Annotated in this window: 20 protein-coding genes; 9 read left to right on the forward strand and 11 right to left on the reverse strand. The window is 71.4% G+C overall.

The features are described from left to right. Positions 1-142 precede the first annotated feature (142 nt). The gene (locus IF09_RS0134300) at positions 143-388 is read right to left on the reverse strand and encodes a DUF397 domain-containing protein (RefSeq protein WP_030302596.1); all 246 of its coding nucleotides are present in this window, start codon (positions 386-388) and stop codon (positions 143-145) included. After that, a complete protein-coding gene (locus IF09_RS0134305; protein WP_234321257.1) occupies positions 385-1218 on the reverse strand; it encodes a helix-turn-helix domain-containing protein in 834 nt (277 codons plus the stop codon). Before IF09_RS0134305 ends, IF09_RS0134300 begins: the two co-directional genes overlap by 4 nt. A 129-nt stretch (positions 1219-1347) precedes the next feature. Between IF09_RS0134305 and IF09_RS0134310 the strand changes: the two genes are divergently transcribed. Genes IF09_RS0134310 through IF09_RS0134320 form a run of 3 tightly spaced genes read left to right on the forward strand, consistent with a single transcriptional unit; the run spans position 1348 to position 2462 of the window. Further along, a complete protein-coding gene (locus IF09_RS0134310; RefSeq protein WP_030302605.1) occupies positions 1348-1773 on the forward strand; it encodes an ATP-binding protein in 426 nt (141 codons plus the stop codon). A 45-nt stretch (positions 1774-1818) separates the two neighbouring features. Beyond that, the gene (locus IF09_RS41090; protein WP_037636837.1) at positions 1819-2061 is read left to right on the forward strand and encodes a type II toxin-antitoxin system VapB family antitoxin; all 243 of its coding nucleotides are present in this window, start codon (positions 1819-1821) and stop codon (positions 2059-2061) included. Beyond that, positions 2058-2462: a PIN domain nuclease gene (locus tag IF09_RS0134320; RefSeq protein ID WP_030302607.1), complete on the forward strand. Its 405-nt coding sequence runs from the start codon at positions 2058-2060 to the stop codon at positions 2460-2462. Before IF09_RS41090 ends, IF09_RS0134320 begins: the two co-directional genes overlap by 4 nt. A 287-nt stretch (positions 2463-2749) precedes the next feature. Here the strand turns inward: IF09_RS0134320 and IF09_RS0134330 are convergent, their stop codons facing one another. The 3 genes from IF09_RS0134330 to IF09_RS0134340 all read right to left on the reverse strand — a co-directional run bounded on the left by IF09_RS0134330 (position 2750) and on the right by IF09_RS0134340 (position 5315). Beyond that, entirely contained in the window at positions 2750-2995 is a 246-nt protein-coding gene (locus IF09_RS0134330) for a hypothetical protein (RefSeq protein ID WP_051833402.1), read from the reverse strand. A gap of 60 nt (positions 2996-3055) precedes the next feature. Next, on the reverse strand, positions 3056-3916 hold the full coding sequence (locus IF09_RS0134335; RefSeq protein WP_030302612.1) for an LLM class F420-dependent oxidoreductase: 861 nt from the start codon (positions 3914-3916) through the stop codon (positions 3056-3058). A 130-nt stretch (positions 3917-4046) separates the two neighbouring features. Further along, the gene (locus IF09_RS0134340) at positions 4047-5315 is read right to left on the reverse strand and encodes an ADP-ribosylglycohydrolase family protein (RefSeq protein WP_078613635.1); all 1269 of its coding nucleotides are present in this window, start codon (positions 5313-5315) and stop codon (positions 4047-4049) included. A gap of 243 nt (positions 5316-5558) precedes the next feature. Here IF09_RS0134340 and IF09_RS48125 point away from each other — a divergent pair, with 243 nt between their 5' ends. After that, positions 5559-5684 carry a hypothetical protein gene (locus IF09_RS48125; protein WP_267882196.1) on the forward strand — a complete coding sequence of 42 codons (126 nt, stop codon included), beginning with the start codon at positions 5559-5561 and terminating at the stop codon, positions 5682-5684. A gap of 78 nt (positions 5685-5762) precedes the next feature. Here the strand turns inward: IF09_RS48125 and IF09_RS0134350 are convergent, their stop codons facing one another. Both IF09_RS0134350 and IF09_RS0134355 read right to left on the reverse strand, forming a co-directional pair. Next, positions 5763-8327 carry a bifunctional FO biosynthesis protein CofGH gene (locus tag IF09_RS0134350; protein WP_030302616.1) on the reverse strand — a complete coding sequence of 855 codons (2565 nt, stop codon included), beginning with the start codon at positions 8325-8327 and terminating at the stop codon, positions 5763-5765. A 40-nt stretch (positions 8328-8367) separates the two neighbouring features. Next, positions 8368-9150, reverse strand: coding sequence for an SDR family oxidoreductase (locus IF09_RS0134355; protein ID WP_030302618.1), 783 nt, complete (start codon positions 9148-9150; stop codon positions 8368-8370). Between the two features lie 265 nt (positions 9151-9415). Between IF09_RS0134355 and IF09_RS0134360 the strand changes: the two genes are divergently transcribed. After that, positions 9416-9733: a hypothetical protein gene (locus IF09_RS0134360; RefSeq protein WP_158710132.1), complete on the forward strand. Its 318-nt coding sequence runs from the start codon at positions 9416-9418 to the stop codon at positions 9731-9733. A 122-nt stretch (positions 9734-9855) separates the two neighbouring features. On the opposite strand, the gene IF09_RS0134365 is transcribed toward IF09_RS0134360, so the two are convergent. Beyond that, positions 9856-11067: an aminotransferase class I/II-fold pyridoxal phosphate-dependent enzyme gene (locus IF09_RS0134365; RefSeq protein ID WP_030302622.1), complete on the reverse strand. Its 1212-nt coding sequence runs from the start codon at positions 11065-11067 to the stop codon at positions 9856-9858. A gap of 131 nt (positions 11068-11198) precedes the next feature. On the opposite strand from IF09_RS0134365, the gene IF09_RS0134370 reads away from it, so the two are divergent. After that, positions 11199-12065, forward strand: a complete 867-nt coding sequence (locus IF09_RS0134370) for a hypothetical protein (RefSeq protein ID WP_030302624.1) — start codon at positions 11199-11201, stop codon at positions 12063-12065. Positions 12066-12254: 189 nt separating this feature from the next. On the opposite strand, the gene IF09_RS0134375 is transcribed toward IF09_RS0134370, so the two are convergent. The 3 genes from IF09_RS0134375 to IF09_RS41095 all read right to left on the reverse strand — a co-directional run bounded on the left by IF09_RS0134375 (position 12255) and on the right by IF09_RS41095 (position 14586). Continuing rightward, positions 12255-12467, reverse strand: coding sequence for a DUF397 domain-containing protein (locus IF09_RS0134375; protein WP_030302625.1), 213 nt, complete (start codon positions 12465-12467; stop codon positions 12255-12257). A gap of 221 nt (positions 12468-12688) precedes the next feature. Beyond that, the gene (locus tag IF09_RS0134380) at positions 12689-13573 is read right to left on the reverse strand and encodes a helix-turn-helix domain-containing protein (RefSeq protein ID WP_030302627.1); all 885 of its coding nucleotides are present in this window, start codon (positions 13571-13573) and stop codon (positions 12689-12691) included. A 272-nt stretch (positions 13574-13845) separates the two neighbouring features. Beyond that, positions 13846-14586 carry a GOLPH3/VPS74 family protein gene (locus IF09_RS41095; protein WP_030302629.1) on the reverse strand — a complete coding sequence of 247 codons (741 nt, stop codon included), beginning with the start codon at positions 14584-14586 and terminating at the stop codon, positions 13846-13848. Positions 14587-14749: 163 nt separating this feature from the next. On the opposite strand from IF09_RS41095, the gene IF09_RS47605 reads away from it, so the two are divergent. From IF09_RS47605 to IF09_RS0134400, 3 genes are all read left to right on the forward strand, one after another. Further along, on the forward strand, positions 14750-17719 hold the full coding sequence (locus IF09_RS47605; protein WP_234321258.1) for a hypothetical protein: 2970 nt from the start codon (positions 14750-14752) through the stop codon (positions 17717-17719). 153 nt (positions 17720-17872) lie between these two features. After that, positions 17873-19774: an MFS transporter gene (locus tag IF09_RS0134395; protein WP_418953092.1), complete on the forward strand. Its 1902-nt coding sequence runs from the start codon at positions 17873-17875 to the stop codon at positions 19772-19774. 109 nt (positions 19775-19883) lie between these two features. After that, the gene (locus tag IF09_RS0134400; protein ID WP_234321259.1) at positions 19884-20087 is read left to right on the forward strand and encodes a hypothetical protein; all 204 of its coding nucleotides are present in this window, start codon (positions 19884-19886) and stop codon (positions 20085-20087) included. Positions 20088-20241: the final 154 nt, after the last annotated feature.

Here is a 20241-nt window from a genome sequence, read left to right on the forward strand (position 1 = left end):
CGGTCGGTCAAGGGTGGCCGAAGGCCATCGCGAAGCGACGCGACGACGAAGGAGGAGCGCCCTTGAGGGACCGGCACGACACGGAAGGACAGTGGACTGGCGGGAAACCCCCGGACTCCCTCTGATGCCGTCGGGCCGGAGCTCAGGCTCCGGTGATCCCGCCGAGGAAAGCCGTCCAGGTCGTCGGTTGCACGGCCAGTTCCGGGCTCGCCGTGAGCTTCGAGTCCCGGATGTGGACGGCGTCGGTGCATGAGGCGACCTCGACGCAACTGTCTCCCGCGCTGCCGCTGTACGTCGACTTGTGCCAGGAAAGGGCGACCTCGACGCAGTTGTCGCCGTCGCCACTGCTGTAGCTGCTCTTGAACCACCGCAACTCAAAGTTGTTCACAGAGATCCTCGCATTCGCATCAACAGACCCGTGCTGTCCGCAGGATTGAGGGCCTGGATGCGAAGTTTGGCATACCGCAGATGGAGGAGGCTGAGGTCTTTCGGGTCAGAAATGAGGCGGCCTGATTGCTGGCCCTCGCTGTATCCCACCCACTCGTTGTCCCTAGTCTCCAGGAGGCAGAAGGGGCCCCCGAGTCCTGCGTGTCGTGGGCTGATCTTCGGCATGATCTGCAGGTCGAGATTGGGGAGCTCCGCGCACTCCAACAGGTGGTTGATCAGCTCGCGGGTTACTGCGGGTCCGCCGGTCTGCCTCTCGATGACCGCCTCGTCGAGAATGAAGCTGAAGACCGTGTACGGGGTGCGCGACAGTAGTTTCTGTCGGCCCAGACGAGCCAAGATCCGGGCTTCCACCTCCTCCGCAGTGGGCGGTGGAAGGACGTCGGCGACCAAGGCTCGGGCGTACGACTCCGGCTGTAACAGCCCGGGAACCGAGCGGCACTCGAATGTGTCGAGGGTGATCGCTTCCGCCTCCAGATCTGCCCATGGTTTGAACCAGGACGCCAGCCCCCGCCTTCGCGTCAGCTCCCTCGCCGCGATACGGATGACGCCGAAGGCGTCCAGTGCCTCTTCCGCCCGGCTCACGAACTTCACCGACGGATGCCGACGGCCCTGCTCGACCGAGCCGACGTACTGGACCGAGTACCCGACCCGCTCGGCCAGCTGCTCCTGTGTGAGTGCTGCGCGTTTACGGAAGGCCTTAACGGTTTCCCCGAAGTTCCGCAGGCCGCTGTCCGGCTCGACCTCGCCGGCACCGCTCTCGTCGTGACTCACCCTCGCGGTCACCTCCCGCGTTCAGGTTCACGGGCGGTGACCGCCACTGTCCAGAGTGTGAACTCGTACAGATGAAAAGTAGTGGTCGTGTTTCTGGGAACTGCCTTGCGCACCCGGCACGTTGCTCCCATGACCGCACCCTCTCGCCCCACCCAGACCCTCGTACGCGTGTTCACGCAGCGTTTCAGCAGCACCCGGCGCGGAGCCCGGCTCGCCCGGTGTCTCGCCATGGTCGAGCTGCACGACTGGGGGATCCCGCACCGCACCCCGCTGTCCGAGGACGCGGAGCGGATCGTCGCCGAGTTCACCGCCAATGCCGTCACCCACGGGCGGGCCGCCGGGAGGGACTTCGAGCTCAAGCTGACCCTCGTCGAGAACGTCCTCCGCATCGAGGTGTCCGATGCCCGCAGGGAGCGGCGGCCCGCCCTGCTGCCGCACGCGTACCAGGCCGAGGGTGGCTACGGCCTGCGGATCGTCGATGCCCTCGCCGCCGACTGGGGGGTCACGGACCGGCTGATCGGCAAAACGGTCTGGGCCGAGCTCGGACGACGGTGATATCTTCTTTGAGAATCGTATATACGCCCCGGTCTGGAGGCCGCGATGTCCCGAACGGTGATCGACCTGGATGACGAGGCCTTGGCGGAAGCGGCCCGGCACCTCGGCACCACGACCAAGCGGGACACCGTGAACGCCGCCCTGCGGGAGATCGCCGATCGCCGCCGCAGAGCTGCTGCGGTTGAGCGTATGCGGCAGATGGTCGCCGACGGCGAGATCGACTTCTCCGCCATCGAGGGTGGCGATGCCGGGGGCATGCGGGAGCCGGGAAGGCACTCGGCTGCGTGAGCGAGAACTTCCTGATCGACACGAGCGCACTCGTCCGTTTCTACCGTCGGCAGGCCGCTCCCGCGTGGGACGAGGTGGTCACCTCAGGAGTCGTGGGGCTGTGTGAACCGGTCCGCCAGGAGTTCCTGCGTGCCGTCGGGGGCCGCCCGGCCTACTACGAGGCCGACGGTCTGCTGCGGGAGACCTTCCCGTACTTCGTGGCCCGTGATTCCGCTTGGGAGGACGCCTCGGCACTCCAGCAGAGGTTGGCCGACGAAGGCTGCCACCAGTGCGCGAGTCCGGTGGACCTGCTCGTCGCCGTCACCGCGCAGCATCACAAGCTGACCGTCCTCCACCAGGACGCGGACTTCGAGACCATCGCCCGCATCACAGGGCAGCCCGTGCGGCGCATCGCGGACTGAGGGCGCTGCACCGTCCCGTCAGGGCCGCCAGCGCGGTGCCTCGCGTCCGGCTCGGTCGGGCCGGGGAAGTGGAACGGACGCCGGGGTGGGTTGCGAGGTCCGAGCCCGCCCGGGTGGCGAGGGCGGCGTGCGGGTCGAGGGGACCTCGACCGCCACGAGGTGGCCCGGGAACCCGGCGGCGCGGCCCGCCTCCCGGACCGTCCGGACGGCGAACAGCGGGCGGTCCTGGAGGACGCATCCGTCGGCCTGTTCACGGATGCCGGCCGGGAGGCTCTCCCGCCGGATGCTCATGCGGATTCGTCCGGGACGAAGACGCTCAGCCGGTAGCTCGTCGGATGGGTGAGGCGGCCGCAGAACTGGTCGATGCGCAGGCTCTCTGGCTCGACCGTGCGCGCGGCGTAGAGGCGGCGGACGTACTCCTTCAGCTCCGCGTGCACCTGCGTGGAGAACAGCGGTTCCCAGTGGCCGGGTACGGCCGCTGCCCCGCGGCGGCCCCGTTCCCGGCTTCGAGTGCGCTTTTGCTGGCCCGGCAAGTGGATCAGCCCCCTTTCGGGGGCCATCGTCGGGGCGGCCGTCTGGCCGCGGCGACCGGATCAGAGGTACTGCGCGAAGTCGTCCAGGACTCGGAGGATCTCGGCCTCCTTCGCCGACGGGAGCTGGAGGACGACCTCCTCGATGCCCAGGTCCGCGTAGTGGCCGAGCTTGCCCGGGTTCGGCTGGACCGCGTACGGGACCACCTGGAGGGTCTTCGGGTCGCGGCCCGCGGTTTCCCAGACCTGGCGCAGCACCGGCAGGGACTCGGAGAGTCCGCCGCCGCCGATTGGGAGCCAGCCGTCGGCGTGGTCGGCGATGGCCGAGAAGAGCTTCGGGCCTGCCGCGCCGCCGATCAGGGTGCGGGGGCCGTGCAGGGGGTGGCCGGGGCCGAGCTCGCGCGGGGGCTGGGCCGGCTTGGGGTGGGCGGCGCTGGCCTGGACGGAGGAGAACTCGCCCACGTAGGCGGTGGGTTCCGGGGCCCACAGGGCGCGCATCAGGGCCATCCGGTCCCGGACCAGTTCGCGGCGGGTGTGCCACTCGACGCCGTGGTCGGCGGCCTCCTCGACGTTCCAGCCGTAGCCGATCCCGAGGGTGAAGCGGCCGCCGGAGAGGTGGTCCAGGGTGGCGATCTGCTTCGCGAGGTCGATCGGGTCGTGCTGGGCGACCAGGGTGATGCCGGTGCCGAGGGTGAGGCGCTCGGTGACGGCGGCGGCCTGGGCCAGGGCGACGAAGGGGTCGAGGGTGCGCCCGTACATCTCCGGGAGCTCGCCGCCCATGGGCGCGGACGTTTCGCGGCTGACCGGGATGTGGGTGTGCTCGGGGAGGTAGAGCCCGGCGAACCCGCGCTCCTCGAGGGAGCGGGCGAGGCGGACGGGGGAGACGGTGTGGTCGGTCAGGAAGATGGTCGTGGCGATCCGCATGGCTGAGGGCACCTCCGTGGCTCTTCGGGCTGTCCGGGTGTGGGGTTCCCCCTGGCGTACGGGTGGTCCGTGGCGCCCGGGACCGGCGGAGGTCACGCTACGGCCTGCGGGTCGGATTGTTGAGGGGGCGTCAGCCGACGGGGTAGCGGGTCGGCCAGCCGGAGGCGGGGACCGCCGGGCCGTGCAGGGCGGGGCCCTGGGTCATCTCGAGGGCGAAGTCGTCGGCGATTTCCAGCAGGGTGGCGCGGCCTTCGAGTTCCGCGAGCCAGGCGCCGGGGAGGGCGGTCTCGCCGTGGAGGGCGCCGAGCAGTGCGCCGCAGAGGGCGCCGGCGGCGGTGGAGTCACCGCCGTGGTTGACGGCGAGGCGCAGGCCGTACGGGACGTCCTCGGCGACCAGCGCGCAGTAGACGGCGACGGCGAGGACGTCCTCGGCGCCGCCGACACCGCCGTCCCCGCCCGCGGCGACGGCTGCGACGGCCTCCGCGGACGGCGGGCCCTGCGGGACGGCCGCGACGGCGCGCTGGAGGGCGTCGGTGACGTTCTGGTGGCCCGGGCGGGCGCCGAGCAGGCCGAGGGCGCGCTGGATGGCCCCGTCGAGGGATTCGCCGCGGGTGAGGCCGTGGACGATGACGGCGAAGGCTCCGGCGGTGAGGTACGCGGTGGGGTGGCCGTGGCTCTGCGCGGCGCACTCGGTGGCGAGCTGGAGGACCAGGGCCGGGTCCCAGCCGACCAGCAGGCCGAAGGGGGCCGAGCGGGTGGCGGCGGCCGCGTCGCGGGCGGTGGGGTTCTTCGGCCGGCCGAGGGTGCCGAGGACGTCGTCGGCGAAGCCGGTCATACAGGCGCGCTCGGGGCCGCGGCGGGCGTAAAGCCACTCCTGCCGGGCGAGCCAGCCGTTGTCCTTGCGGCGCTCGTCGGGGCCCCAGTCGTGCTGGGTGGCGGCCCAGCGCAGGTACGCGCGGTGGATGTCGGTGGGCGGGTGCCAGGCGCCGGTGTCCCGGCGTACGTGGGCGCGGATCAGCCCGTCGACGGTGAACAGGGTGAGCTGCGTGGCGGCGGTGACCGTGCCGCGGCGCCCGTACGCGGGGGCGGGCTGGGTCAGGCCGTGCGGACCGTGGGCCTCGCGTATGGCGTCGAGGGAGAGGTCTGCCAGGGGGGCGCCGAAGGCGTCGCCGAGGGCGGAGCCGAGGAGGGTGCCGCGGACGCGGCTGCGGAAGTCCTGCTGCTCGGCGCGCCCCCAGAGCCCGACGGCCGCACCGGACCGCCCGCCGGGGGTCCCGGACCGGCCCCCGGGGGCTGCGGACCGCCCGCCGAGCGTCCCGCCGGACCGTGCCCCGGTGCCGGGTCCGGCAGCCGGCGCCGTGTGCTCTTCGGCCGGCTTCTCGGTCGTCGTGTGGTCCATCGCGATCCCCCTGCCCCGCCCCGGCATGCTCTGGCGCGCACTGTAATGGACACGTTCGATCGAATCCGGAGGGAGGTCGTCCAGCGGCCCGGATGCGCGCGCGGAAAGGCCGGATTGCGTGCAGGCGCCTGCGGACATCTCGTTCACATCCGGTCCGAAAGGGTGGGTAGAAGTGCAGGTAGCGCGCCTTGGTCGATAGATGGCACGTTTTGTCACTCGCCGTGGAGCCGGTCGGTTTCGGCCATGTCCCGTTCATGCAGAGTTCTTCTGCGGCCAACAGCCACCGAGGGCATGAAGAAGGCACTCCTCGGCGGAGGCGACGACGGGCGCGAGCTGAAGCAGCTCGAGAAGGACCTCCTCGTCGGCTGATCCCCCCAGCAGCGACGACGAAGGCCCGGCCGGGATCCCTCCCGGCCGGGCCGTTCCCGTTCGCCCGTACCCCTGCGCCTAGTCCAGTACGGGCAGCAGCTCCGGCAGGTGCCCGTCCGAGGCGCGCGCCGCCTGCTGCCGCTCCTGGGGCACCTCCCCGTACAGCGTCGTGCGGGCCTTCGCGGGCCGCCCGGCGGCCTCCGCGACGGCGATCAGGTCCCGTACCGACTTGTACGACCCGTAACTCGATCCGGCCATCCGGGAGATGGTCTCCTCCATCAGCGTGCCGCCGAGGTCGTTGGCTCCCGACCGCAGCATCTCGGCCGCGCCCTCCGCACCGAGCTTCACCCAGCTCGTCTGGATGTTGGTGATGTGCGGGTGCAGCAGGATCCGGGCCATCGCCGTCACCGCACGGTTGTCGCGGACCGTCGGGCCGGGACGGGCGATGCCCGCCAGGTACACGGGCGCGTTGGTGTGGATGAACGGCAGCGTCACGAACTCCGTGAAACCGCCGGTCTGCTGCTGGATGCGGGCCAGCGTGCGGAAGTGCCCCAGCCAGTGCCGCGGCTGGTCCACGTGCCCGTACATCATGGTCGACGAGGACCGGATCCCGAGCTCGTGCGCCGTGGTGATGACGTCGATCCAGTCCGCCGTCGGCAGCTTCCCCTTGGTCAGCACCCAGCGGACCTCGTCGTCCAGGATCTCCGCCGCCGTGCCCGGGATGGAGTCCAGTCCGGCCTCCTTGGCCGCCGTCAGCCACTCCCGTACCGACATGCCCGTCCGTGTCGCGCCGTTGACGACCTCCATCGGCGAGAACGCGTGCACGTGCATCCCCGGCACCCGCTGCTTCACGGCGCGCGCGATGTCGAAGTACGCCGTCCCGGGCAGGTCCGGGTGGATGCCGCCCTGCATGCACACCTCGACCGCGCCCACGTCCCAGGCCTGGGCGGCCCGGTCGGCGACCTGGTCCAGCGACAGCGTGTACGCGTCGGCGTCCGTACGGCGCTGCGCGAAGGCGCAGAAGCGGCACCCGGTGTAGCAGACGTTCGTGAAGTTGATGTTCCGCGTGACGATGTACGTGACGTCGTCGCCCACCACCGACTTGCGCAGGTCGTCCGCGATCCGGCACAGCGCGTCCAGCGCCGGGCCGTCCGCGTGCAGCAGGGCCAGCGCCTGTGCGTCGGTCAGCTTCGTCGGATCGTCGGCGGCCTGCGCGAGCGCCGCCCGTACGTCGGTGTCGATGCGCTCCGGGACCATGCCGGGGGCCGCCGCCTCGCGCAGCGCCTCCCAGTCCCCGTAGACGTGGTCGAAGTCCTCGCGCCGGTCCCCGGTACGCCCCTGCGTGTCGATGGTGGCGTGCAGATCGGTGCGCCCGTACGAGCCGAACCCCTCCTCGGGCTCCTGCCACGGGTGCCCCTCGACGGTCGCGTCGGGGTTCGCCAGGCCCGTCTCCGGATCGGCCAGCGCCCGTACGTGCGGCAGCAGCCGCGGGTCCAGCCACGGCTCGCCGCGCTGCACGAACTCCGGGTAGACGCAGAGCCGCTCGCGCAGCTCGAAGCCGGCCGCCGCGGACTGCTCGGCCAGCACGTCGATCTGCGGCCAGGGCCGCTCGGGGTTCACGTGGTCGGGGGTCAGGGGCGAGACGCCGCCCCAGTCGTCGATGCCGGCCCGGATCAGCCGCGCGTACTCCCCGTCGACCAGGTTGGGCGGCGCCTGGAGGCAGCCCGAGGGGCCCATGATGTGCCGGGCGACGGCGACCGTGGCGACGAGGTCGTCCAGCTCGGCATCGGGCATGCCGCGCATCGCCGTGTCCGGTTTGGCGCGGAAGTTCTGGATGATCAGCTCCTGCACGCCGTGGTACGAGCGCGCGACCCGGCGCAGCGCGAACAGCGACTGCGCGCGCTCCTCGTACGTCTCGCCGATCCCGATGAGCAGCCCGGAGGTGAAGGGCACGGAGGACCGCCCGGCATCCTCCAGCACCCGCAGCCGTACGGCCGGCTCCTTGTCGGGGGAACCGAAGTGCGGGCCGCCCGGCTCGGACCACAGCCGCGTGGCCGTGGTCTCCAGCATCATGCCCATGGACGGGGCAACGGGCTTGAGCCGCTGGAAATCGGCCCACGACATCACACCCGGATTCAGATGGGGCAGCAGCCCCGTCTCCTCCAGGATCAGGATCGAAATGGCCCGCACGTACGAGACGGTGTCGCTGTACCCCTGCGCCTCGAGCCACTCACGCGCCTCGGGCCACCGCTCCTCGGGCTTGTCCCCCAGCGTGATGAGCGCTTCCTTGCAGCCGAGGGCGGCACCCCGGCGGGCGATGTCGAGCACCTCGTCGGGCGACATGTACATCCCGTGGCCCGCCCGCCTGAGCTTGCCGGGGACGGTGGCGAAGGTGCAGTAGTGGCACTTGTCGCGGCACAGGCGGGTCAGGGGGATGAACACGCTCTTCGAGTACGTGATGACGCCGGGCCGGCCGGCGGCCGCGAGGCCGGAGTCGCGGACCCGGGCGGCGGAGGCGGCGAGGTCCTCCAGGTCCGCGCCGCGCGCCTGGAGGAGTACGGCCGCCTCGGTCGCGTCGAGCGCGACGCCGTCGCGGGCTCGCTTGAGCGCGCGGCGCATCGCGTTTTCGGTCGGAGTCGTCATGCGGTGAGCATACGATCCGACGCCCCGGCCGCGAGGTGGCTCATCGCATCAGCTCACCGGCGTTGACCAGCAGGGACTGGCCGGTTATCGCCCGCGCCCGGTCGGAGGCGAGGAACACGGCGGCGTCGGCGACGTCCCCGTCCGTGGCGAGGTCGGGCAGGGCCATCCGCTCGGTCAGCCGGGCGTGCACCTCGGCTTCGGGGACGCCCTCGGTGTGCGCGGTGAAGGTCACGAACGCCTGCACGGGCGGACCCCACATCCACCCGGGCAGCACCGTGTTGACCCTGATCCGGTGCGGGCCGAGCTCGCGGGCCATGGAGTACATGGCAGAGGTCAGCGCCCCCTTGGAGGCCGCGTACGCAGCCTGCTGCACCTCGTTGGGCGCAGCAACGGCGGACTGCGTGCCCACGATGACGACGGACCCGCCCCCCGCCTTGAGCCCGCCCAGACAGGCCCGGGTCATCCGCAGCGTCCCCAGCAGATTCACGTCGATGATCTGGGACCACGTCCCGAAATCGGCGTCCTCGAGCCCGCCGAAGTACGAGTCCCAGGCGGCGACGTGGACGACGGCGTCGATCCCGCCGAACCGCGTCCGCGCCAGCTCGGCGAGGGCCGCGCACTGTCCTTCATCCGTGATGTCCGTCGGCAGGTAGGCCGTGTGGGCCCCCTCGGGGTCGATCTCGGCGGCGGACTTGGCGAGGTTGGCCTCGGTCCGCGCCCCGAGTACGGCGTTCCCCCCGTCGCGCACCACAGCCGCAGCCACCTGATGCCCGAGCCCGGCCCCGACACCGGAGACGATGACGGTCTTCCCTTGCAGCAGCATGCGCGTGGCCTCCCGGCGCAGGGTGTATCTGACGGCGTGTCAGGTTACGGCGGGAGGGCTCCGGAGGGAAGGGGCGGTCGCCCCGGATCGCGCCGACGTGACGACGGCCCGCCGGCGGCCTCCCTGACGGCCATCCGAGTGGTCATGTTCATTGCAGTAACGATCAAGCCTCGTGTGGAGGACGGTCCGAGCCGTCCGCGGGTGGAACGTTTGGGGCACCGATCCCCGCCGGAGACGCCGACGGGGCTGAAGAACGGAGAGAGCCATGTCGCAATTGCCGCCCGGCGTAGTCCAGATCCTTCCCGAGGGTGCGCCGTGTCCGCCCAAGACCCTCGGTCTGTACCAGCACTACAGCTGCCAGGGCCCGGGCTACGGAATCGGTGCCGGCTTCGACGTCGACCTCGCCCAGCTGCCCATCCCCGGCGGGGGCAGCATGTCCAAGAACGTCTCCTCGTGGGTCAACCTGACGGACAGTGACGTCAAGCTGATCGGCAAGGGCGAGCGCATCCTGAAAGCCGGCGAGAAGCTCGAGGAGCCGTCGGGCTACAACGACACGGTGCAGCGGATCGCCTGGGTGAGCTAGTCCCTGCCGATCCGCGTTCGGTGCGGGCGTGAGGCCTCGCGCCCGCACCGAACGGGACGGTCCCCGGAGCCGATTCCGGGGGCGGCACGTCCGCCAGGCATCGAGGAGGGCCGCTTCGGGGGTCAGTCGGAAGCAGCTGCTGCCTGCGTCAGGCGGACCAGGCCCTCCTCGATCTCCTCCGGCGTGTGCGTCGTGAACGACAGGCGCAACGTACGGAGGTCGGGCGCGCCCGTGTAGAAGGGTGCTCCCGGAACGAATGCCACGTCACGCGATATCGCCTCCTTCAGCAGGGCCGTCGCGTCACGCCCCTCCGGCAGCCGGGCCCACACGAACATCCCGCCCTCCGGCCGGCTCCAGGCCGAACCCGCCGGCAACGCTGCGCCCAGACCTGCCAGCAGGGCATCGCGCCGGTCCCGATAGGCGGTCCGCACCGTGGCGACGTGCGCGTCGAGGTCCACCGCGCGCAGATAGTGCGCCGCTGCCAGCTGGTCCACCGTGGACGTGTGCAGGTCCGCCGCCTGCTTGGTCACCACCGCCGCCCGCCGCAGTGCGGCCGGCGCGCGGAGCCAGCCCAGCCGGAGCCCCGGAGCCATGATCTTCGAGAAGCTCCCGAGCAGCGCCGTACGGTCCTGCGCCCCCGGGTGCGCCGCGAGCCACGGGATCTCGGCCCCCTCGAACCGGAGGTCTCCGTACGGATCGTCCTCCACCAGCCACAACCCGCGCCGCGCCGCGACCTCCGCCACCGCCGCCCGCCGGGTGCCCGGCAGCGTGCGCCCGGTGGGGTTCTGGAACGTCGGCACCGCATACAGCAGCTTGGGCCGCTCCCGCGCCACGATCTCCTCCAGCGCGTCGGGCAGGATGCCCTGCTCGTCACAGGGCACGGGTATCACCCGCGCCCCCGCCAGCCCGAAGCACTGGAGCGCCGCCAGGTAGGTCGGGTTCTCGACGAGGACCGCGTCGCCCGGCTCGACGAGCGCCGAGGTGATCAGCGCGAGGGCCTGCTGGGAGCCGGTGGTGATCAGTACGTCGTCCGCGGCGGTCTCCAGCCCCCGGGCCGCCGCCCGCGCGGCCACCGCCTCCCGCAGCTCCGGCGCGCCCTCGGTGGTCGAGTACTGCAGCGCCCGGCTCGCCGACACCGTGAACGCGGCGTCGTACGCGGCCCGCAGGCCCTCGGTGTCGAAGAGCTCCGGGGCGGGCAGACCGCCGGCGAAGGAGATCACCCCGGGGCGGGCGGTGAGGGCGAGGATCTCTCGGATGGGGGAGCCGGCGACGGCGCGGGCGCGGGCGGCGAAGGCGGGCGGCGGGGACGCGGAAAGAGCAGAGGGAGACGACACGGGAACTCCTTCGGGGAGGCGAGTGGGGCGCATCCTAACCGCGAAAAGATGCATACGACACCTACCTGTCAGGGGGTGGAACGCAGCGCACCCCCTCGTCATCTGACGTCGCATCAGCTAGACCGTTCTCCATGACGACGGAGAACCGGAAGAGCCAGGACGCCCATCCCGACACCCGCCCCGGCACCTACGCCGAGCTGGCGGCCGTGGGCCCGTACGGTGTCCGCCCGGGCCATGCGCTGATCACCATGGTCGAACCGCACCCGGGCCACGAGTACGCGTACAACCGCTGGTACGAGGACGACCACTACTACGCCGGCGCCATGGCCATGCCCTGGATGTACGCGGGGCGCCGCTGGGTCGCCACCCGCGAACTCCAGGAGCTGCGCTACCCGGAGAAGTCGGCCGTCGCCCAGCCCGTCACCGCGGGGTGCTACCTCTCCACGTACTGGGTCACCGAGGGCCGCTACGACGAGCACATGAAGTGGACCGTCGGAATCAACAAGCGGCTCAACCGGGACGGCCGCGTCTACCAGGACCGCACCCACGTCTTCACGTCCTTCCAGGACCACGAGGCCACCGTCTACCGCGACGGGGCCGCCGGCCCCCGGGACTTCCACGCCCTCGACCACCCGTACGCCGGCCTCGTCGTCCAGGTCGTCGACGCCGACGGGCCCGAGGAGCGGGCGGAGCTGCTGGAGTGGCTGCGCTCGCGCGCCCTGCCGAAGCGGCTGCACGGCTCGCCGGCCGCGATGGTGACGGTCTTCCGGCCGACCCCGCTGCCCGGCGACCGGATGACGTACGTCAAGCAGGTCGAGGGGGTCGACACCCGGCTGACGCTGCTGTGGTTCCTGGAGGCGGATCCGCGCACCTGCTGGGACCGGTTCCGGGGGCTGGACGCCGAGGTCGCCGAGGCCGGGCTGGGGCGGGTGGAGCTGGTGGCGCCGTTCATCCCGACGGTGCCGGGGACGGACCGGTACGTGAACGAACTGCGCTAGGGGGTCGGGGGCGACACCCCCTGGTCACCTGGCCCCGGACATGGCCGAGCCCCCTCGGCCGGGACGGCGGGCCAGTCGAGAGGGCTCCAGTCAGTGGTGCAGGCAGTGCAGGTGTTGCAGGTGGTTCCTGTAATGCAGTGGTTGCGCGTGGTGCAGCGAGAGGGCCGGTGGAGTCGTACGCCGTGACGTTCAGGCGAGGCGCCCCAGCCGGCCCTCGGTGACGTCGGCCACGAACGAGGTCCAGGAGCCCGGCGCGAAGGTGAGGGACGGACCGTCCTGCACCTTCGAGTCGCGCACCGCGATGGCCTCCATGACGGGGGACTTGACCTCGACGCAAGCGCCGTTTCCGCCGGAGTAGGAGGACTTGGTCCAGTTGTCCGTGCCGCCCTGACGAATAGCCATGTTTCTCTCCGGTTCAGCGAGTCGTGCCAGTGGGTTGTCGGCCATTTCGGTTTCCCCGGCCGACGTGATCGACGCTACCGGCACCTTCCGACGGGCGAAGGGGTCATTCACCCGACCGAGTGGCATATTCCATTCAGGACTTCTGTGGCCGGGGAGCAACGGTGTACCGTACCGGCCCCCTCGCCACCTGCCCGCCGACGCGGTGTCCGCTGCCTCCGCTTTTACTTCCCCTTGACCGCATACTCGCCGATGATCTCGGCGATGAACTGACGCGTCTGCTCCACATTGAGCGCCTGCGCCCGCAGGTGCTCGTACATCACGCTGTACTTCTGTACGTCGTTGGCCTTCTCCAGGTACAAATCGCTCGTCACGCCCTCGATGTAGACGACCGTCGAATCGGACGCGTCCGGGAATTCCAGGATGGCGTACTGGCCGTTCACGCCCGGGTGCGCGCCCATCGAGAACGGCATCACCTGCACGGTGATGTACGGCTGCTCGGACTGCTCTATCAAGTACTCGAGCTGCCTGATCATCAGCTGGGGGTCGCCCACGTGCCGCCGCAGCGCGGCCTCGTCGATGACCGCCCACAGCCGCAACGGCCCGACCTCCGGGTTGTTGTTGTCCGTCTCGGAGAGCCGTTTCTGCCGGTGCATCCGCACCTGGACGCGCTTCTCCACGTCGACCGGGGCCGTCTCGGGCAGCGCGCCGCGGATGAGGGCCTGGGCGTACTCCGGGGTCTGGAGCAGGCCGGGCACCATCTGGGGTTCGTACGTGCGCAGGCTCGCGGCGTCCGTCTCGAGGCCGTTGTAGACGCTGTACGGGATGTCGCCGAAGGCGTGCCACCAGCCCTGCTGGCGGGAGTCCTTGGCCATCTGCATGAGGGAGTCGACGAGCCGGCGGTCCTCGACCTCGTACACGTCGCACAGGTCGCGGACGTCACGCTGGCTGATGGAACGGCGGCCGTTCTCCAGCCTGCTGATCTTCGACTGGGAGACGAGCAGGCGCTCGGCGACCTGCTCGGCCGTCATGCCCTTGTCTTCGCGGAGCTTGCGCAACTCCATGCCCAGTCGGCGGCGTCGGACGGTGGGATTGACATTGGACGCCACTTGAACGGCACCTCCGCCTTCTTCTGGTTCTGTCTCTCTGCGTGTCTGATGGTGAGCAGACTGCCACCGAAGGGCGGGGCGGCGCCGGAGAACGGCACGGAAATGCAGACGCGCGGGACGGCGGGGCCGGCGGACCGGCCTCGCCATCCCGCGCGCTGGCGGCTCCCGAACCGGGTCATCGGGGACGCCGGTTGCGGCGATGGCGGCGATGGCGGTTCGGTGGAGCAGTGGATCCGTGGTGCCGTGAATCGGTGAAGCCGTGAAGCAGTGGATCAGTGCGCGGCCGCGCGGGCCATCGCGCCCGTCCGGCGTGCCTGCAGCGGAACGCCGTTCGCCGTGGCCCGGGCGGGCGGCGGTGCCGCCGGTGCGCGGTCACGGCGTGGCTGCGCAGCCACACCGTTCTGGACGTCCATGACGGCGTGCGCCACGAGTCCGCCCATCGGGTCGTGCCGGATCAGATCCCGCAGCCGGGACCTGGACGACCGCCCCTCGTTGCCGGGGTACAGGTGCTTGCCGAGTCCGACCGCGTGGGCCAGTGCGGCGAGCGCCGCGGTCCGCGGGTCCGGCGGTACGCCGGTGCGGATCGCACTGTCGAGCCGGGCGCGGATCTCCCGGCTGATCGCCGTGTCGGTCGCCTGGTAGCGAGTCGTCGGCAGCACTCCGCACATCTGTCCCGCGACGGCATGCACCATGCCGCAGCGCTCCAGATGAGCGAGGTAAATCTGGCGGAGCCCCAACCGGGGTCCACCGATCCAGTGGACGGCCCGTACCGGGCTGCCGCGCCTGCGCAGCAGTTCCAGTGCGGAGTCCAGAGTCGGATCTCCTGTCGGCCGTGGCATCACCACGGCGATACGATCCCCGTCAGGGGCTATCCGTCCTGCCAGAGCCAGCTCTACTAGCTGTGCCCCGGCCAGGCCGAGGTCGAGCGACTGCGGCTGCGCCGTGGTACCCGTGGTCGGGTCCAAAGCGAGCAGCAGAAGCTCCTCCGGAATTGTTCTGCGGCTCCTGCCCATCCATGCCTCCCCGCGTGGATGAGTGACAGGGTGACGCCTCTCACATTCATCTGTCGAGAGCGCGTGGTCGCTTTGTGGGGGAACCCGCAACTATGTCGTTCTCGTCTAGCACGGGGGCGATGCCCCCTAGACGGGACACTGTTAGACATTCGGACAGCCGGACGTGGTGGCGATCGAGGAGGAACTGGTGGCGGGCGAGTCCCCCGACAAGTCGGTTGATGAAGGAGCGTCGGGGGCGGCGATGTCCTCCGCGGAGCGTGACCCGAGGTTGTCCGTGTTCCGGCCGCGGGAACCAGAGTCCGGGACCGCTTCCGCCTCCGGCTCGGGCTCCGGCTCGGGCTCCGGCTCCGGCGAGGGCAAGGACCGGGATCCGCTGCGCGAGGCGGTGGCGGCGTGGGTGGCTACGACCGACGCGGAAGCGGAGGCCGACGGCTCCGCCGCGGAGCCGAAGCCGGGCGCCGGGTCCTCCGGACGGGTGGACTCCGAGGCCGCGGCTGAGGCCGAGGGCGACTCGGCCCCGGCCGACAGCGAGCGCACCGCCGTGTCCCGCGCGCCGAAGCCGGACGCGGATGTCCCCGACATCGATCCCGGCTCCGATTCCGACTCCGATTCCGGCTCCGACTCGGATTCCGCTTCCGGCTCGGATTCGGCTTCTGCGGACGAGTCGTCGGACGCCGAGCGGCTGCGCTCGGAGCCTGCCTCCGCCAAGGGCCGTACGGATGCCCCCGCGTCCGCGGCTGCGAAGCCGGTGACTGCCGATGCGCCGGCCGAGAAGCCGGGCTCGGCTTCCGTTTCCGCGGGCGAGCCGGCGGCCGACAGCGAGCGCACCGCGGTGTTCCGCGTCCCGAACGCAGGTTCGGCTTCCGCTTCCGCCGGTGCAGCGGCCGGGAAGCCGGGCTCGGCTCCCGTCCGGAGCGGCTCGGACGATTCCGCCGGGGACGAGCCTGCGGGCGGCGCTCGCACGGATTCCGGTTCGGTGTCCGCCGCTGACGAGCCGGCTGCCGCCGATGCGCCGGCCGAAAGCGAGCGCACCGCGGTCTTCCGTGCCGTGAAGCCGGGCTCCCCGTCTCCGTCAGGTTCTGCTTCGGCCAAGGGCGGTACGGACGCCGTCGCTGCGGACAAGCCGGCGGAAGCCGCTGCCGAGGCGTCGGCGAAGGCCTCGGCGGACAGCGAGCGTACGGCCGTGTTCCGTGCCGTGAAGCCGGGCTCCGCGTCCCCGTCCCCCTCTGCTTCGCCCAAGGGCGGTACGGACGCCGCGGCCGCGGGCAAGCTGGCGGCCGACAGCGAGCGCACCGCGGTCTTCCGTGCCGCGAAGCCGGGGAGCGGTACGGGTGCCTCGGCGTCCGCCGCCGAGAAGCCGGCCGGTGGTGACCGGGGCCCTGCCGGGGGTTCCGCTTCGGGTGACGCCAAGGGCGCGGCCCCCGCCGATGCGGCGGACAGCGAGCGCACCGCCGTCTTCCGCGCTCCGAAGCTGGATGCCGCCTCGGGTGCCCCGAAGGCCCCCGCCGCAGGCAAGGCTTCCGACGAGCCCGCGGACAGCGAGCGCACCGCCGTCTTCCGGGCCGTGAAGCCGGACGCGAAGGCGTCGCCCCAGGCATCGGCATCGGCGTCGGCATCGGCTCCGGCTCCGGAGAAGCCCGCCGCCTCCCGCCCCGTGCCGCCGAAGGCGGTCGGCGGGGAGCGGGCCAGCACGTTCGTGCCGCTGCGCAAGGACGAGGGCCCGGCGTCCAAGCCCGCGGCTTCGGCTTCGGCATCGCCGGCCGCCCAGGCCCCGGCCCCGGCGCCCGCCGCCCCGAAGCCGGTCGTCGTCCCCGAGCGGACCGAGCGGACCACGCAGCAGCCGCTGCCGCCCAAGCCGCCGCTCGACATGCTCGCGGACCTCACCAACAACCCGCCCCCGCCGCCGAGCCCCCTGCGTACGGCGGTACGGCGGTTCAAGATCTACGCCCCGCTCGTCGCGCTCCTCGCGATCATCCTCGCCGTCGTCCAGCTCGTGCGCCCGCTGCCCGAGCCGAAGCTCACGATGACCGCGAAGTCCTCGTACACCTTCGACGGCGGCAACCCGGTCCTGCCCTGGCCGAAGGAGGGCCAGGCCCACATGGCCGCGGCCGGCCTCGGCACCGTCGGCAGCTTCGGCGAGCAGAAGCCGATCGCCATCGGCAGCGTCGCCAAGACGATGACGGCGTACGTGATCCTGAAGAACCACCCCCTCAAGAAGGGGGAAAAGGGTCCGATGATCGATGTCGACAAGACCGCGGTCGACGACGGCAACAAGGACTCCGAGGGCGAGTCCACGGTCAACACGCTGAAGGCGGGCGACAAGATCTCGGAGTACGACGCCCTCGCCGCGATCATGATCCCGTCCGCCAACAACGTCGCGCGGCTGCTCGCGCGCTGGGACGCCGGCGGCGACCAGGAGGCGTTCGTCAAGAAGATGAACGACGCCGCCAAGGAACTCGGCATGACCAACACCACGTACACCGACCCCTCGGGTCTGGACGCGACGACGGTCAGCACCGCCGAGGACCAGGTCAAGCTCGGTCTCAAGGTCGTCGAGATGCCGGAGCTGATCGCCATCACGAAGCTGCCGGAATGGATCGACCCGTCCGGCAAGAAGTGGCGGAACTACAACACCCTCATCCCGTACAACGGCGCCCTCGGGATCAAGACGGGCTCCACCACCAAGGCCGGCGGCAACCTGCTCTTCGCCGCCGAGAAGCAGGTCGGCAAGACCAGGCAGCTGATCGTCGGCGCGGTGCTCGGCCAGCACGGCAGCCCGATCCTCGACACCGCCATCGCGGCCAGCAAGCAGGTCATGCTGGCCACGCAGAAGATGCTGGTGGACGCGCCCGTCGTGAAGAAGGGCGACGTCGTCGGGTACGTGGACGACGGTCTCGGCGGCCGCACCCCGGTCGTCGCGACCGGCGACGTGGCGGCGGTCGGCTGGCCTTCGCTCACGGTCGACATCAAGCTGGCCGGCGGGGACGGCAAGCTCCCGCAGAGCGCCAAGGCCGGCACCGAGATCGGCGTGCTGACCGTCGGTGAAGGGGCCAGCCAGGTGAAGGTGCCGGTGGCGCTGCAGAGTGATCTCGTCGCGCCCGGCATCGGCAGCAAACTGACCCGTGTCGGCTGATCGCCGGCATCGGTGAGCTGACCGCGTGATTCGGCGCCCCGGGCAACCCCGGGGCGCCGTGGCGCGTCTAGCGACCCGGGAACGGGACCCGAGAAGGGCCGCAGATGTTCGATCGATGTGCCGGGAAGTCCCGGAAGTCCGGGGAGTACGGCAGTGACCACTGCTGAACAGCAGAGCCAGAGCCAGAGCCGGAGCGCACCACCCGCCGTCGGCGGATCCGGTGTGCCCGAGGCCGTCTCCGGCTCCGCTTCGGGCGCCGTCCCCGCTGCCGCGCCCGGCGGCTCCGGGGCCCCCGGGGTCCTCGGCTGGGCCCGCCGGCACCCGGTGCCGGTCACCACCGTGCTCGCCGCGGTCCTGCACGTCGCCTGGTTCTTCAGTTTCGCCAACAGCGGCGGCGACCTGGCCGCGCAGGACGCCTGGGCCGAGTTCGTCGGCCGCCATCCGGACTCGGCGTACAACCTCGCCTGGTACGGCGGCATGCACCCGGTCTCGTACAGCGTCGTGTCCCCGTACGTCATGTACATGATCGGCGTACGGACCACGATGATGGTCGCCGGCACGGTCTCGGCCGGGCTGCTCGCGCTGATCCTGACCCGCTGCCGCGGCACCGTCCGCGAGCCGCTGTGGCCGGCCCTCGCCGGGGCGTACGGGCTGCTCTGCAACGCCCTGTCCGGCCGGGTCACCTTCGGCCTCGGCGCGATGTTCGCGCTCGGTGCCGTCGCCGCCGTCTTCTGCTGGCCCCGCAAATGGGCGGAGCGGCGCTGGGCCAAGGCCGCGGTGGCGGCCCCGCTCGCCGCGCTCGCGACCGCCTCCAGCCCCGTCGCCGGACTGTTCCTCGGGGTGATCGCGGCCGCGCTGTTCCTGTCAGGGCGGCGCCCCGGGGCGTACGCGCTGGGGCTGGCCCCGGCGGCGGTGGTCGGGCTGTCGGCCTGGCTGTTCCCGTTCTCCGGGACGCAGCCCATGAAGCTCGGCTCGGCCGCGCCGCCGTTCTTCTTCGGGCTGGCGATCCTGTTCCTCGTACCGAAGCGGTGGAAGACGGTCCGGATCGCCTCCGCCGTCTACGCCTTCGGGGTCCTGCTGACCTGGGCGATCGACTCGCAGGTCGGCTCGAACGTCACCCGGCTGGTCATGCTGTTCGGCGGGGCCGTGCTGCTCGCGGTCCTCCCGTACGCGGTCCCGCGCACCCGGCACTGGTACGCGGTGCTGCTCGCCTTCGCCGGGATCAACATCTGGATCACCGCCAACAGCATCACGGACATCGTCCGCACGACCCCGGTGGCCGCGTGGAACCGCGAGCTGGCCCCGCTGGTCGACCAGCTGAAGAAGGCGGGCGCCGACCGCGGCCGCGTCGAGGTGGTCCCGGCCAGCAGCCACCGCGAGTCCTCGGCCTTCCCCGCGTACGTGAACCTCGCGCGCGGCTGGAACCGGCAGGCGGACCTCGAGCGGAACCCGCTCTTCTACGACGACACCCTCACGGCCGAGAGCTACCGGGGGTGGCTGGACCGCTGGGCCGTGCACTACGTGGTGCTGCCGGCCGACAAACCCGATTCGGGAGGGGAGGACGAGGCGAAGCTGGTGCGCGCGGGGCTCCCGTACCTCCAGCAGGTGTGGGGCGACGCGAACTGGCAGCTCTTCAAGGTGGACGCGCCGACGGACCTGGTGTCGGGGCAGGCCACGGTGGTGCGGGCGGGGGCGGACCAGCTGGTCGTCGATGTGAAGGCGGCCGGGCGGGTGCTCGTACGGATCCCGCACTCGCCGTGGCTGGGGCTGGTGGACGGCGCGGGCAAGCCGGTGCCGCCGCCGCAGGAGACGTTCGCGTCGAAGGCGCGTAGCGGGGGCGGCGGCTCGGGCTCGGGCACGCTGCCGAAGGAGTACGCGAACACGGCCGGGTGCCTGTTCAAGGCCGCTCCGGACACCGCGGGCGATGTGTGGACGGAGCTGCTGGCACCGGGGCCGGGGGTGTACCGGGTGGCGGCGAAGTACCAGCTGCCGCGGGGGACGCCGTGCCCGGAAGAGCTGACCCGCTGGGTGGCGGGGGCGGCGCAGCGGCCCTGATCGGAGGCGGGTCCGGAGTTTTTACGCACGGTCCGGGTGCGTTGCTCCGCATATCTGCATACCATCCCAATAGTCCGATTGGGTGCTTCCCGAGGGAGTTGACGACGGGATGAGCAAAGAGCAGCAGAAGCAGGATTTCCGAGAGGCCTTCCAGGCCCAGGAGCCGGATCGGCCGCCGCGCCCGGCAGGCCACGGCTTCGACGGTCTGGTGCGGAGCAAGGTCAAGGGCGGGGCGCACACGAAGGCGGCCCTCAAGCGGGCCGGCACTCCGCAGGGTGACCGCATCGGTGAACGCAGCAGAGGCCTGAGCTGATCCCACGCCCCCGCCCACGCCCACGTCGCCAGTCGATGGACGTCAGCCCTTCCGGTTCCGGCCGGGAGGGCTTTCGTGCGTCTGCGACCAGGGACTCTGGTCCTTGGCGGGTCCGTGGGCGAGGATCCGGACAATTGTTGCATTACCGACGGAT

The organism is Streptomyces katrae (assembly GCF_000717655.1).
GTDB lineage: Bacteria > Actinomycetota > Actinomycetes > Streptomycetales > Streptomycetaceae > Streptomyces > Streptomyces katrae_B.

Coding starts and splice junctions, on each gene's coding strand:
- IF09_RS0134310 (WP_030302605.1), top strand. CDS start 1,348: ATGACCGCACCCTCTCGCCCCACCCAGACCCTCGTACGCGTGTTCACG.
- IF09_RS0134370 (WP_030302624.1), top strand. CDS start 11,199: ATGACGACGGAGAACCGGAAGAGCCAGGACGCCCATCCCGACACCCGC.
- IF09_RS0134355 (WP_030302618.1), bottom strand. CDS start 9,150: ATGCTGCTGCAAGGGAAGACCGTCATCGTCTCCGGTGTCGGGGCCGGG.
- IF09_RS41095 (WP_030302629.1), bottom strand. CDS start 14,586: ATGGGCAGGAGCCGCAGAACAATTCCGGAGGAGCTTCTGCTGCTCGCT.
- IF09_RS41090 (WP_037636837.1), top strand. CDS start 1,819: ATGTCCCGAACGGTGATCGACCTGGATGACGAGGCCTTGGCGGAAGCG.
- IF09_RS0134335 (WP_030302612.1), bottom strand. CDS start 3,916: ATGCGGATCGCCACGACCATCTTCCTGACCGACCACACCGTCTCCCCC.
- IF09_RS0134375 (WP_030302625.1), bottom strand. CDS start 12,467: ATGGCTATTCGTCAGGGCGGCACGGACAACTGGACCAAGTCCTCCTAC.
- IF09_RS0134340 (WP_078613635.1), bottom strand. CDS start 5,315: ATGGACCACACGACGACCGAGAAGCCGGCCGAAGAGCACACGGCGCCG.
- IF09_RS0134350 (WP_030302616.1), bottom strand. CDS start 8,327: ATGACGACTCCGACCGAAAACGCGATGCGCCGCGCGCTCAAGCGAGCC.
- IF09_RS0134400 (WP_234321259.1), top strand. CDS start 19,884: ATGAGCAAAGAGCAGCAGAAGCAGGATTTCCGAGAGGCCTTCCAGGCC.
- IF09_RS48125 (WP_267882196.1), top strand. CDS start 5,559: ATGTCCCGTTCATGCAGAGTTCTTCTGCGGCCAACAGCCACCGAGGGC.
- IF09_RS0134360 (WP_158710132.1), top strand. CDS start 9,416: ATGTCGCAATTGCCGCCCGGCGTAGTCCAGATCCTTCCCGAGGGTGCG.